This window comes from Arthrobacter sp. Y-9, assembly GCF_029690065.1.
Taxonomy (GTDB): Bacteria; Actinomycetota; Actinomycetes; order Actinomycetales; family Micrococcaceae; genus Arthrobacter_E.
Window position 1 is genome coordinate 1730878 of sequence record NZ_CP121463.1, and the last position, 12630, is coordinate 1743507.

The following is a 12630-nucleotide window of genomic DNA, read 5'->3' on the forward strand; positions in this document are numbered from 1 at the left end:
CATGCCCAGTGCGCTTCCTCTCGGTGACCCGGCACCAGCGGACGGGCTCCTGGATGCCCAGGCCAGGGAGGGCGCGCAGGAGCGCGCCTTCAGCCTGTACATCCACGTGCCGTACTGCACGGTCCGCTGTGGTTACTGCGACTTCAACACCTACACCGCGACGGAACTCGGCGGCGGCGCGAGCCAGGACGAGTACGCCGGCACCGCCCTGTCCGAGCTGGACTTCGCGGCCGGAGTCCTGGAGCGCTCCGGCGTTCCGTCGCGCCCCGTGTCCACCGTGTTCTTCGGTGGAGGCACGCCGACCCTGCTGAACCCGGACGAACTGGGGGCCCTTCTGGGCCGTGCCCGGGATCTCTGGGGTCTGGAACCGGGCGCGGAGGTCACCACCGAGGCGAATCCCGAGACGGTCACCGAGGGGTCCCTGGCGCGGCTCGCGGAAGCCGGCTTCACCCGCGTGTCCTTCGGCATGCAGTCCGCCGTCCCGCATGTGCTCAAGACGCTGGACCGGGTCCACCGGCCTGAGCGGGTTCCGCAGGTGGTGGAATGGGCCCGGGCCGCCGGCCTCAACGTGAGCCTGGACCTCATCTACGGGACGCCGGGGGAGTCGCTGGCCGATTGGGAGCGTTCCCTGGACGCCGCCCTCGCCTGCGAGCCCGACCACCTGAGCGCATACGCCCTCATCATCGAGGACGGCACGAAGCTCGCAGCCCAGATCCGGCGTGGCGAAGTCCCTGATGTGGACGACGACGATCACGCGGACAAGTACGAGCTCGCCGAGCAGCGCCTCGCAGCGGCCGGCTTCGACTGGTACGAGGTCAGCAACTGGGCCCGCGAACCGGGCCAGGAATGCCGGCACAACCTCGCGTACTGGCGAGGCGACGACTGGTGGGGGATCGGCCCTGGCGCCCACTCGCACGTCGGCGGGGTGCGCTGGTGGAACGTCAAGCACCCGCGCGCCTATGCGCAGCGCCTCGGGGACGGCGTCTCGCCGGCCGCGGGCAAGGAAGTGCTCGACGGCGGCACGCGCTACCTCGAGGATGTCCTCCTGCGCGTCCGGCTGGCTGAAGGCCTGCCCCCCTCGGCGCTCCACGCCGAGGGGCGCACCGCCGTCGCGGGCCTGATCGCGGACGGCCTCATCGACCCGCAGGCCGCCTTCAAGGGCACCGTGCGCCTGAGTCTGCGGGGACGCCTCCTGGCCGACGCCGTCGTGCGCCGTCTGCTGCCGGACTGACCCTGCCGCCCACCACCCGGGAGCCTTCAGGGCATGAAAAAGGCGGAACCCCTTCGCGGGGTTCCGCCTTTCGGCTACTTGATGAGCCGCAGGTTGTACTTGTAGCGGTACGGCTGGCCCCTGTTGACGTGGACGCCGGCGATCACGGAGAACACGGTGAGGGCGATCCAGATCAGGGCCGCGATGACCGCGAAGATCCCGCCGATCCAGGGGATGAGGCTCAGGATGTTCGCCACGACGGCCACCAGCGTGGGCGGCAGAGTGAAGTTGAGGGCTTCCTTCGACTCCTGGGCCGTGAACGGCCCGCGGTCTTTGAAGATCAGGTAGATCAGGAGCGAGGGGATGAAGCCGAGGATGCCGCCGAAGTGGGCCAGCATGGCCCACTGCCGGTCCTCGCTGGAACTCAAGGGCTCCGGCACGGCGCTGGCGCCCGTGTAGGGGTGCTCTCCAGAGGCCTGGCCGGCACTGTTCTGGGCCGGGCCGCCGTTCATGCCGGACGCGGAGCGCGGCTGATCACCCGGGGAGGATGCTCCCTGGGGCTTCGGTCCGGATGCGTCAGACACAGCACTTACTCCTGAGATAGTTCCGGATCACAGGCAGGACCCGTGACGGCGTTTCCTACTCAGCATAGTGGCTGGGAGGTCAGGCCGTGAGGAAATCGATGACCTCCTCGACACGCCCCAGCAGGCTCGGTTCCAGGTCAGCGTAGCTTCGGACCGTGGAGAGCAGTTTCTGCCAGCCCAGGCCGATGTCCTCCGCCGTGGCATGAGGCCAGCCGAAGGCCTGAAGAATGCCGGTCTTCCAGTCCGTGCCACGGGGGATCTGCGGCCAGGCCGGGATGCCGAGGGTCTGGGGTTTGATGGCCTGCCACACGTCGACGTACGGATGGCCCACCACCAGGACGTTCCCACTGACGCCCGGCTTGCGCATCAGGGCGTCGACGATCCGCTGTTCCTTCGAACCGGGAACCAGGTGATCGACCAGGATGCCGAGCTTGCGGCCGGGGCCGGGACCGAAGGCGGCCACCGCCGCTTCCAGATCGTCGATGCCGTGCAGAGGCTCGACGACGATGCCCTCCACCCGCAGATCGTCGCCCCAGACGCGCTCAACGAGTTCGGCGTCGTGCTTGCCTTCCACCCAGATCCGGCTGGCGAGGGCCGTGCGGGCCTTGGTGTCGACGTGGAGGGAACCACTGGCGGTCCGGCGTGGTCCCTGCTGGGCCGGTGGGGTGGCTCGTGGCGGGACGACCTTGACCGCTTCGCCGTCCAGGAGGAACCCGAACCCGAGCTGGAAGGAACGCTCCTTGCCCCGGCGGTCCTCCAGGCTGAGGATGTGCATCCCGCCGGACTTCTCCACACGCGTCACGGCGCCGACCCAGCCCGTCTGGACCTCTTCGAGGACCATGCCCCGTTCCACCGGCACCTCGCGCAGCTGCTTCTTGGCGGGTGCGCTGAGGTCCTGAGGTCCCCAGGAATGGATGGACATGAAGCCTCCTGCTGTTCTCCGCCTGGCGATGTCCCGGGTCCGGGGCAGGCATACTAGAATTAGCACTTAGAGAGGTAGAGTGCTAAGAGAAACGCCGAAGAGCAAGAGCATGTGGAGGTGGCCGAGTGAGTGATCCTCGTCGTCTCGAAGTCCTGCGCGCGATCGTGGAGGACTACGTCCACTACCGCGAGCCCGTGGGATCCAAGGTCCTGGTCGAGCGCCATCAGCTGGGCGTGTCCAGCGCGACCATCCGCAACGACATGGCGGCGCTGGAGGAGGAGGGGCTGATCGCGGCCCCGCACACGAGCGCCGGCCGCATTCCCACGGACAAGGGATACCGGCTCTTCGTGGACCAGCTGGCCTCGGTCAAGCCGTTGTCCGCCGCCGAACGCCGCGCGATCCACTCGTTCCTGGACGGCGCCTCCGATCTGGATGACGCGCTGGAGCGTTCGGCCCGTCTGCTGTCCCAGCTGACCCGCCAGGTGGCGGTGGTGCAGTATCCCAAGGCCAGCCAGGCGCGGCTGCGGCATCTGGAGGTGGTCGCGCTCGGCGGCTCGCAGGTGCTGCTCGTGCTCATCACGGACACGGGGTCGGTGGACCAGCGCGTCGTGGACCTCGGTCAGGTCCTGGCCGAGTCCGACGTCGCCGTGCTGAGGACGCTGTTCCTCGCGGGGTGCGCGAACCAGCCGCTCGACACCCTCCGGGAGACCGTCCCGGTCCTGACCGCGACGGTGACGCCCGGCCTGCAGCAGCCGGCCGCTGTTCTCGCCGCGGCGCTGCTGTCCCTGCTCGATTCGAGCGCCGAAGACCGGATCGTCCTGGCGGGGACCGCGAATCTCGCCCGCGCGACCATGGACTTCCCCCTCAGCATCGGCCCGGTCCTGGAGGCTCTCGAGGAGCAGGTGGTCATGCTGCGGCTCCTGACCGAGATGCACCAGGATCAGCACGGCGTGGCCATCAGCATCGGACGCGAGAACCCGTTCGACGAGCTCGCGGGAACCTCGGTGGTGGCCACCGGCTATGGCAAGGGCGCCGCTTCGAAGGTGGGCGTCCTCGGCCCCACGCGCATGGACTACCCGTCCTCCATGGCTGCCGTGCGCGCCGTCGCCCGCTACCTTTCACGGATTCTGGCGGGGTGACCTCATCGGTCGCCCGACGCCACAGCAAGTCACCCAACAGAGGAAGAGAAGTACACACACGTGAGCAGTCACTATGAAGTCCTCGGAGTCCCGCGCGACGCCAGCGGCGAGGAGATCAAGAAGGCCTACCGCAAGCTCGCGCGGACCCTCCACCCGGATGTGAACCCCGGGGAGGACGCCGCCGAGCAGTTCAAGGCCGTGACGCACGCCTACGAGGTCCTCTCGGATCCCGAGAAGCGCCGGGTCTACGACACCACGGGCAATGAGAACGGCACCGACAACGGCTTCGGCGGATACTCCGGCTCCGGCTTCGCCTTCCAGGACATCTTCGACACCTTCTTCGGTGGCGGCGGCGCCGCTGCCGGCCCGGCCTCCCGCGTGCGGCGCGGTCAGGACGCGCTCGTCGAGGTCCGGATCGATCTCAAGGACGCCGTGTTCGGCGTGGAGAAGACGCTCGAGCTGGAGACGGCCGTGGTGTGCGAGACCTGCGACGGCAGCTGCTGCCAGCCGGGCACGAGCCCGGAGCGCTGCGACATCTGCCACGGCGCCGGTCAGGTGCAGCGCCCCATGCGCTCCATCCTGGGCCAGGTCATGACGGCCGCCACGTGCCCCAGCTGCCAGGGCTTCGGCACCGTCATCAAGGACCCGTGCAATGAGTGCAACGGCCAGGGCCGGGTGCGTTCACACCGGTCGCTCTCCATCAAGATCCCCGCGGGCGTGAGCACCGGGACCCGGATCCAGCTCTCCGGTCACGGGGAAGCCGGCATCGCCGGCGGCCCTTCGGGTGATCTGTACGTCCAGGTGAAGGTGAACCCGGACAAGACCTACACGCGCGACGGCGACGACCTGCACGCGGCTCTCAAGGTCCCCATGACCGCGGCCGCCCTCGGGACCGACGTCGAGCTGGAGACGTTCGACGGTCCGCAGTCGATCACCATCAAGCCCGGCACGCAGTCCGGCGAGGTGATCACCCTTCACGAGCTTGGCGTCACGCATCTGCGGGGTTACGGCCGTGGGGATCTGAAGGTCCGCATCCAGGTGGAGACTCCCACGAAGCTCGACGCCGAACAGGAAGAGCTCCTCCGCCAGCTCGCCGGTCTCCGCGAGGAGGAGTTCACCGCAGGCAGGCTCGCCAGCAGCGGCGGGATGTTCGCCAAGCTCCGCGACAAGTTCGGCAACCTCTAGCCATGAGCAATCCGGTCTTCTTCGCCCCCGCCGGTTCCCTCGACCAGGTGGAACCCGCAGGCCTGGTCACCGTCGACGGCGCCGAGGCCCGGCACGCCGTGACGGTCAAACGGCTCTCACCGGGGGAGGGCGTGGATCTCGTCGACGAGCAGGGGACCCGTGTCATCGGCGAGGTCGAGTCGTCCGACTCCGGTGAACTGGTGGTGCGCGCGCTCAAGATCGTGCGTGAGCCCTCGCCGTCGCCCCGGCTGATCCTCGTGCAGGCCCTCGCCAAGGGGGACCGGGACGAACAGGCCATCGAGAGCGCCACCGAGCTGGGGATCGACGGCGTCATCCCGTGGCAGTCGGATCGGTCCATCGTTCGCTGGCGCGGCGACCGGGCGGTGAAGGCCCTGGCCAAGTGGCGGTCCGTGGTCCGGGCGGCCACCAAGCAGTCGCGCCGGGCCCGCACCCCGGAGGTCGAGGACGTTCTTGACTCCGCCGGTCTCGCCCGGCGGATCGCCCAGGGAGGCGCGGCGTTCATCCTTCACGAGGATGCGGCCACGTCCCTGGCCTCGCAACTGGGTGACGTGGCGGCGCTGGAAGGCGATGTCCTGCTGATCGTGGGTCCGGAAGGCGGGATCTCCCCGGCGGAGGTGGCGGCCTTCGAAGCCGCCGGAGCCCGGATGGCACTCCTTGGACCGCACGTGCTGCGGTCCTCCTCGGCGGGGCCGGCTGCCCTCGTGGTGGCGAGCACCGTCCTCGGCCGCTGGTGATCTGACGGGGCGCTGCGGCGTCAGCGGATGGTGACGCTCTTCGAATCCTCGACCGGCTGTGAGCCGCCGGGAACGATGGTGGACACGGTCAGCTCGTAGTGCCCCTTCGGCAGCACCGTCCGGGCGCTGAACCGGCCCACCTTCTCCGCCGTCGTCGTCAGGGCCACCGTGGCCGACGAGATCACGTCCTGGCCGGCGGGGGAGCCGGCCGGGGAGATCGACCAGGTCACGTTCTTCTGGCCTCCCAGCACCACGCCGTTGAAGGACAGCGTCCCCGAACTGAGCACGGCCTCGTCCTGGGGGACCATGATGCGGACGGGGGAGAGGAACGCCAGGTCCCGGTGGAACGGCAGGTTCAGCGGGATCGAACCGAACGCCTCGACGTCATTGCGTCCGTCGATGAGGAGGACGACCTCCGGCTCCACCGAGGAATCGACCATCCCCGACGCGCGGGCGGCGGACACTGCCGTGAAGGCCAGCTGCTGCAGAGCCCGCTTGGCCATGGACGGGTCCAGATTCTTGGAGAAGGCGTCGGCGCTGACATCGACCGTGATGGTGGAGGCCCCGGAGATCGAGGCCGCCAGGCGGTGCGGGGCCTGCCAGGCGGTGAAGTAATCGGGGTCCTCGGGCTTCTCAGCCATCATGACCTTGAGGGCGGACGTGACGGGATCGTCCACGGCTCCCGTCTTGCGGGGCTCCGAGAAGAGGTAGGCGTTGCCGCCCGTGCGTCCGATCCAGTAGATCTGCACCTGGGTCTCGGTGTCCGCCGTGCCGCTCGGAGCAGCGGTGACCTCCGGCACGGAGGTGGCCAGCGACTGCGGGTCCGGCAGGCCGGAGGAGACGGTGCCGGAGGGCGTCGCGGTGCACGCGGACAGGAGCGCGGCCGCGAGCGGGAGGGCCAGAAGGCGCGCAGGAAGTCGCCGACGTCGGGTGCTGACCATGCTCACCGTGCCTCTCCTGATCCCGGATAGAAGGCGCCTCACGGCCGGTGGCCGGTGGTCGCCCATGCGAAAGGGCCTGCTCATCAGCATGCCCCGCATTCCACCTTGCCACAGCGCATCGGCTCAGCGGGCGCCAGGACGGGTGGGCGGCCGAAGTGCAATCCGATTGATACCCCGCTGTGCCCAAGCCGTGACCGTCCGGCGTCCTGACGTAGACTTTCAGCAGGCCATGGACTTCATGGCCGCACGATTTCCAGGAAAGGGATATCCGGTCGCGAGGGCCGGCACCATGAGCGAAGAAACCATGCCATCGGGGGCCCTGTCAGGTCATGCCGATTTCCCGCACAGCACGCCCCTCTCGCGGACCGAAGTGGTCCACTTCGACACGGGCACGGCGATGGTGCGGGCGCTGGGCGCCCACGACGAATCCCTGCGCGGCCTCGAGGCGGCCTTCCCCAGCGTGACGTTCCATGTGCGCGGCAATGAGCTGACGCTGAAGGGTCCCAGCGAGAACGTGCAGCTGGCACACCGATTGGTACTGGAGCTGAAGTCGTTGTCGGAACGGGGCACGCCGGTCACCCGCGAACTGGTGGTGCAGCTCCTCGGCATGCTGAGCGCGCGCACCGTGCCGACGCCCACGGAAGTGCTGACCCAGAACATCCTCAGCAGCCGCGGCCGCACGATCCGGCCGAAGACGCTCAACCAGAAGAGCTACGTCGACGCCATCGACCAGAACACGATCGTGTTCGGACTCGGCCCCGCCGGCACCGGCAAGACGTACCTGGCCATGGCCAAGGCGGTCCAGGCGCTGCAGAACAAGGAAGTCACCAGGATCATCCTGACGCGCCCCGCCGTCGAGGCGGGCGAGCGGCTCGGATTCCTGCCCGGCACCCTCAACGACAAGATCGACCCGTACCTGCGTCCTCTCTTCGACGCCCTGCACGACATGATGGACCCGGAATCCATTCCGCGTCTCATGGCCGCAGGCACCATCGAAGTGGCGCCTCTCGCCTATATGCGCGGGCGCACCCTCAACGAAGCCTTCATCATCCTCGACGAGGCGCAGAACACCACCCCAGAGCAGATGAAGATGTTCCTCACGCGTCTGGGCTTCGGGTCCAAGATGGTCGTCACGGGGGACACCAGCCAGGTGGATCTGCCGGGCGGGACAACGTCGGGCCTGAAGATCGTCCAGGGCATCCTGGGCGGCATCGAGGACATCAACTTCTCCGTCCTCGACGCCAGCGACGTGGTGCGACACCGCCTGGTGGGGGACATCGTGACCGCATACAACCACTGGGATGAGGAACAGCAGCGCGGCGTGCAGCGCCGTCGCACCCCGTCCCGTCAGGCCGCCCGCCTGGACAACACCACAGTGCAGGACAACACCGTGCACAGCAACACAGAGCACAGCAGCACCGAGCCAGGAGCCACCGCATGAGCATCGAGGTCAACAACGAATCCGGCGTCGACGCCAACGCCGAGGACATCGTCCGGCTCGCGCGGTTCATCTTCGACGAGCTCTACATCCACCCCGAGGCCGAACTCTCCGTCCTGCTGGTGGACGAACCCACGATGGAGAAGCTCCACATCGAGCTGATGGATGAGCCGGGCGCCACTGATGTGCTCTCCGTGCCGATGGATGAGCTCACGCCGGGCGCGCCGGGCCGGATCACCCCTGCCGGCATGCTGGGCGACATCGCCATCTGCCCGCAGGTGGCGGAGATCCAGGCGAAGAACGCCGGCCACAGCACCGAGGAGGAGATGCTCCTGCTCGCCACCCACGGCATCCTGCACCTTCTGGGCTTCGACCACGCCGAGCCGGAGGAGAAGGCCGAGATGTTCGGTCTTCAGCGGCAGCTCCTGTCATCCTTCCTGGGCAAGGACGCCCCTCTGGAGACCACCGAATGACCCTGGCGGTACTGCTGGTCCTGACGGTCGCGTTCCTGGTCATCGGGGCCGTTCTCTCGGCGGCTGAATCGGCTCTCGCCTTCCTGCCCCGTCACGCCCTTGACGATCTCGCCGAATCCCGGCCCCAGCATGCGGCACACCGTGTGCTGGCGGACGCCCAGGCGCATCTGAGGTCTTTGCGGTTCTGGCGGGTCTGGTTCGAGATGGCCGGCGCGGTCGCCCTGACCCTCGCGGTGTCCGGGCTGATCGAGAACGTGTGGCTCGCCGGCCTCATCGTGACGGCGGTCATGGCGATCGTCGGCTTCGTCCTGGTGGGAGTCTCGCCGCGCCGTCTCGGCCGGCTCCATCCCACCGCGACGGTGCGCTACACGGCGTCGCTCATTCACTTCCTGCGGCTCATCCTGGGCCCGGTCCCGGAGTGGCTGCAGCGCTTCGGCACGGCTGTCCTGCCGTCCTCGCATGGCGCTGACGTGGACTCGCACGACGAGCTCGGCTCGCTCACCAGCGCCGAGGTCCGGGAGCTTTTCGAGCGCTCGAGTGACTCCGAGCTGATCGAAGAGGGCGAGGCCGAGCTCATCCAGAGCGTCTTCGACCTGGAGGACACCCTGGTCCGGGCCGTCATGGTGCCCCGGACCGATATCGTCCACATCGGCAGCGAACAGACGCTGGAACAGGCGATGAGCCTGTTCCTGCGCAGCGGCAATTCCCGGGTCCCCGTGGTCGGGGAGAGCGCCGATGACGTTCTGGGCATCCTGTATCTGAAGGACGTGGCCGCGGCGTTGTTCGGCCGCGGTCCGGACTCGTCGATCGGCCTGCTCGCGCTCATGCGGCCGGTACGCTTCGTGCCGGAGTCGAAGCCGGTGGCGGAACTGCTCAAGGAGCTTCAGACCGAGCAGGTCCACATGGCCATCGTGATCGACGAGTACGGCGGCACCGCCGGCCTGGTCACCCTCGAGGATCTCATCGAGGAGATCGTCGGGGAGATCGTGGATGAATACGATTCCGAGGCCGCGGAGTTCGTCGAGCTCGCCCCCGGGATCTTCCGGGTGAACGCCCGCATGCCGATCGATCACCTGGGAGAGCTCTTCGACCGGGAGATCGAGGACGACGACGTGGACTCCGTCGGCGGCCTGCTCGCCAAGGCGCTGGGCAGGGTCCCCATCCTGGGCAGCGTGGCCTTCACCCATGGGCTGCGGCTGGAAGCGCTGAGCATTGAGGGCCGGAGGAATCGTGTGCACCACGTCCTGGCCCAGGAGTCGAACGAAACTGAACGTGGGACCGCAGCGTCCCGGGAGGAAGAGGACTGATGTCGGGACGCAACGACGGGCTGATGCCCACGCCGCAGGACAAGGACTACCGGGCGGGCTTCGCCATTCTGGTGGGGCGTCCCAACGCGGGCAAGTCGACACTGACCAACGCCCTCGTGGGCCAGAAGGTCGCCATCACGTCCAACAAGCCGCAGACCACCCGGCACACGATCCGCGGCATCCTGCACCGTCCGGACGCGCAGCTGGTCCTCGTGGACACCCCGGGCCTGCACCGCCCCCGCACCCTGCTGGGGCAGCGCCTCAACGACCTGGTGGCGGCCACGCTGTCCGAAGTGGACGCGATCGGATTCTGTCTCCCGGCCAATGAAGCCGTGGGTCCCGGTGACCGCTTCATCGCCCAGCAGCTGGCGCTGCTCGGCCGCAAGCCGATCATCGCCGTCGTCACCAAAGCCGATCTGGTGAGCAAGGAGGATCTCGGGAAGCAGCTGCTCTCGGTCCACGCCCTGGGGCAGGAGATCCTGGGCGGCGACGGGTTCCGGGACATCGTCCCGGTCTCGGCTCAGGACGGTTTCCAGGTCGCGACGCTGGAGGACGTGCTGATCTCCTACATGCCGAAGTCGCCGCCGCTCTACCCGGACGGCGAACTGACCGATGAGCCGGAAGCGGTCATGGTGGCCGAGCTGATCCGCGAAGCGGCACTGGAAGGCGTGCGGGACGAGCTGCCCCACTCCCTGGCCGTGGTGGTGGAGGAGATCGTGCCCCGGGAGGGGCGGTCCGAGGACAATCCGCTCCTGGACGTCCGGGTCAACCTGTTCGTCGAGCGTCCCTCGCAGAAGGCCATCATCATCGGCCGCGCGGGCAGCCGTCTCAAGGAGGTCGGCACGCGGGCCCGTAAAGGCATCGAGGCACTGCTCGGCACCAAGGTGTATCTCGACCTTCACGTGAAGGTGGCGAAGGACTGGCAGCGGGACCCCAAGCAGCTGGGGCGGATGGGCTTCTGAGCAGGGCTCTTCGGAGATCTGTCAGCTGAAATGCAGAAATCGGCTCTACGATGGGACGGTTCTGTTTGTTTCGAAAGGCCCTTTGAGTGACCAAGCCACCCCAAGCCGCACGACGGGCGGATGACACGCGCCGCAAAGCGCGTGTTCACGCGTCTGATGCCAAGGTGCACGAAGCACGCCACCTGACCCGCCCGTCCGGAGCCCCTCTGTGGGTGAAGATCACGGCCTGGGTGGTCAGTGTCGCGATCATCGCGGTGCTCGGGTTCGCCGGTTACTGGTACTTCCGCCTGCACAACAACCTGAACACGGCGCCCCTGACGGCGTCGGGCCGCGACAAAGGCGGCCTGAACGACGCCACCGACCGTCTGCAGATCCTCATCATGGGCACGGACACCCGCGACGGCAAGAACAAGGCGTACGGCACCTCCGATCAGTCCTCCGGCTACGGGAACTCAGACGTCATGATGCTGCTGGACATCTCCGCCGACAACCAGCGGGTGAGCATGGTGTCCTTTCCGCGTGACCTCGTGGTGTCCATTCCGCAGTGCATCGACCCCAAGACCAAACAGGTCAAGGCGCCCCGCCCGAACGCGCAGATCAACAGCGCCATGTCCGAGGCCGGACCGGGCTGCACCGTGGACACGATCAACAAGCTGACCGGACTGGAGATCGACCACTTCATGATGGCGGACTTCAACGCCGTCAAGGAGCTGTCCAATGAGGTGGGCGGGGTCGAGGTCTGCGTCAACGCGCCGATCGACGATCCTGACTCACGCCTCAAGCTGCCCGCCGGCAAGTCCCTGGTCCAGGGCGATCAGGCGCTGGCCTTCCTGCGCAACCGCCACGGCGTGGGAGACGGCAGCGACATCACCCGCATCAAGTCGCAGCAGCAGTTCCTGGCCTCCCTGGCCCGCAAGGTCCGCAGCGACGGCACGCTGACCAACATCCCGAAGCTCCTGGGCATCGCCGACACGGTCACCAAGAACCTCACGGTGGACGAGGGCCTGGCGAATCCCCAGACCCTCATCACCATCGCGCAGCGCCTGCAGAAGGTGGACCTCGCGAAGGTCGCGTTCGTCACGGTGCCATGGGAGCCGTCCGTCGTGAATCCGACCGCCTGGGTGCAGCCGAAGGAACCCGACGCGGGACAGCTCTTCAAGGCCATGCGTGAAGGTGTCGACCTCACCAACCCCAACCCGCCGAAGGCCAAGCCGAAGCCCAGCGCGACGCCGTCGTCCACTCCGACGCCGACTCCGACCGCGACGAAGAAGGCCGTTCCCGCCGTGGATCAGTCGACCGCGCCCGTGACCGTGGCGAACGCCACCGGCATCGAAGGCCGCAGCCAGGAGCTCAACACCTTCCTGCTGGCCAAGGGCTTCCTGGTGCAGGAGGCCGTCCCGGCCGACACGAGCGCGAAGACCGTGGTGTACTACTCCTCGGCCTACCGCGGGGCTGCGGTCAACGTCGCCACGGCCCTGGGCATCCCGCAGGCGCAGCTGAAGCCGAGTGCGGACATCCTGGGCGTCCAAGTCGCCGTGGGCACCGACTTCACCACCGGCACCGCCTACCAGGTGATCCAGCTGCCCAAGGACATCGTGGGGCAGACCGCCGCGGACCAGACCTGTCAGACGGCCTTCAGCGGCTGAGCCGCGGGCGCCGGCACGACAGGCGGTGTGAGAAACGGCGAGGGCCGTGAAGAGGAATCCTCTTCACG

The 12630-nt window shown here is 68.0% G+C and carries 12 protein-coding genes; 9 read left to right on the top strand and 3 right to left on the bottom strand.

Annotated elements, in window-relative coordinates; all coding sequences use genetic code 11:
- Position 1: 1 nt before the first annotated feature.
- Positions 2 to 1231 carry a radical SAM family heme chaperone HemW gene (hemW, locus tag P9849_RS07600; RefSeq protein ID WP_278269016.1) on the top strand — a complete coding sequence of 410 codons (1230 nt, stop codon included), beginning with the start codon at positions 2 to 4 and terminating at the stop codon, positions 1229 to 1231.
- A 74-nt stretch (positions 1232 to 1305) separates the two neighbouring features.
- Here hemW and P9849_RS07605 read toward each other — a convergent pair whose 3' ends face one another.
- Both P9849_RS07605 and P9849_RS07610 read right to left on the bottom strand, forming a co-directional pair.
- Positions 1306 to 1794: a DUF4870 domain-containing protein gene (locus tag P9849_RS07605; protein ID WP_278269017.1), complete on the bottom strand. Its 489-nt coding sequence runs from the start codon at positions 1792 to 1794 to the stop codon at positions 1306 to 1308.
- A 79-nt stretch (positions 1795 to 1873) separates the two neighbouring features.
- Positions 1874 to 2716: a DUF3097 domain-containing protein gene (locus tag P9849_RS07610; RefSeq protein ID WP_278269018.1), complete on the bottom strand. Its 843-nt coding sequence runs from the start codon at positions 2714 to 2716 to the stop codon at positions 1874 to 1876.
- 125 nt (positions 2717 to 2841) lie between these two features.
- On the opposite strand from P9849_RS07610, the gene hrcA reads away from it, so the two are divergent.
- From hrcA to P9849_RS07625, 3 genes are read left to right on the top strand one after another with little or no spacing between them, the layout of a single operon-like run.
- Entirely contained in the window at positions 2842 to 3855 is a 1014-nt protein-coding gene (gene hrcA, locus P9849_RS07615; protein WP_278269019.1) for a heat-inducible transcriptional repressor HrcA, read from the top strand.
- A 60-nt stretch (positions 3856 to 3915) separates the two neighbouring features.
- Positions 3916 to 5040, top strand: a complete 1125-nt coding sequence (gene dnaJ / locus P9849_RS07620; RefSeq protein ID WP_278269020.1) for a molecular chaperone DnaJ — start codon at positions 3916 to 3918, stop codon at positions 5038 to 5040.
- Positions 5041 to 5042: 2 nt separating this feature from the next.
- Positions 5043 to 5795 (top strand): 16S rRNA (uracil(1498)-N(3))-methyltransferase, encoded by a 753-nt coding sequence (locus tag P9849_RS07625; RefSeq protein WP_278269021.1) that lies wholly within the window; start codon positions 5043 to 5045, stop codon positions 5793 to 5795.
- 20 nt (positions 5796 to 5815) lie between these two features.
- Here P9849_RS07625 and P9849_RS07630 read toward each other — a convergent pair whose 3' ends face one another.
- The gene (locus P9849_RS07630; protein WP_278269022.1) at positions 5816 to 6742 is read right to left on the bottom strand and encodes a GerMN domain-containing protein; all 927 of its coding nucleotides are present in this window, start codon (positions 6740 to 6742) and stop codon (positions 5816 to 5818) included.
- Between the two features lie 283 nt (positions 6743 to 7025).
- On the opposite strand from P9849_RS07630, the gene P9849_RS07635 reads away from it, so the two are divergent.
- The 5 genes from P9849_RS07635 (at position 7026) to P9849_RS07655 (ending at position 12562) form a co-directional block, all read left to right on the top strand.
- Entirely contained in the window at positions 7026 to 8177 is a 1152-nt protein-coding gene (locus P9849_RS07635) for a PhoH family protein (RefSeq protein WP_278269023.1), read from the top strand.
- On the top strand, positions 8174 to 8647 hold the full coding sequence (gene ybeY, locus P9849_RS07640; RefSeq protein ID WP_066212595.1) for an rRNA maturation RNase YbeY: 474 nt from the start codon (positions 8174 to 8176) through the stop codon (positions 8645 to 8647). Before P9849_RS07635 ends, ybeY begins: the two co-directional genes overlap by 4 nt.
- Entirely contained in the window at positions 8644 to 9954 is a 1311-nt protein-coding gene (locus tag P9849_RS07645) for a hemolysin family protein (protein ID WP_278269024.1), read from the top strand. Before ybeY ends, P9849_RS07645 begins: the two co-directional genes overlap by 4 nt.
- A complete protein-coding gene (gene era, locus P9849_RS07650) occupies positions 9954 to 10916 on the top strand; it encodes a GTPase Era (protein WP_278269025.1) in 963 nt (320 codons plus the stop codon). The genes P9849_RS07645 and era overlap by 1 nt, the downstream gene beginning before the upstream one ends.
- A gap of 164 nt (positions 10917 to 11080) precedes the next feature.
- Positions 11081 to 12562 (top strand): LCP family protein, encoded by a 1482-nt coding sequence (locus P9849_RS07655; RefSeq protein ID WP_278269026.1) that lies wholly within the window; start codon positions 11081 to 11083, stop codon positions 12560 to 12562.
- Positions 12563 to 12630 lie beyond the last annotated feature (68 nt).

Excerpts from the sequence above, each read along its gene's own strand:
- hemW (WP_278269016.1), top strand. The coding sequence starts at position 2 with ATGCCCAGTGCGCTTCCTCTCGGTGACCCGGCACCAGCGGACGGGCTC.
- P9849_RS07610 (WP_278269018.1), bottom strand. The coding sequence starts at position 2,716 with ATGTCCATCCATTCCTGGGGACCTCAGGACCTCAGCGCACCCGCCAAG.
- P9849_RS07625 (WP_278269021.1), top strand. The coding sequence starts at position 5,043 with ATGAGCAATCCGGTCTTCTTCGCCCCCGCCGGTTCCCTCGACCAGGTG.
- P9849_RS07635 (WP_278269023.1), top strand. The coding sequence starts at position 7,026 with ATGAGCGAAGAAACCATGCCATCGGGGGCCCTGTCAGGTCATGCCGAT.
- ybeY (WP_066212595.1), top strand. The coding sequence starts at position 8,174 with ATGAGCATCGAGGTCAACAACGAATCCGGCGTCGACGCCAACGCCGAG.
- P9849_RS07645 (WP_278269024.1), top strand. The coding sequence starts at position 8,644 with ATGACCCTGGCGGTACTGCTGGTCCTGACGGTCGCGTTCCTGGTCATC.
- era (WP_278269025.1), top strand. The coding sequence starts at position 9,954 with ATGTCGGGACGCAACGACGGGCTGATGCCCACGCCGCAGGACAAGGAC.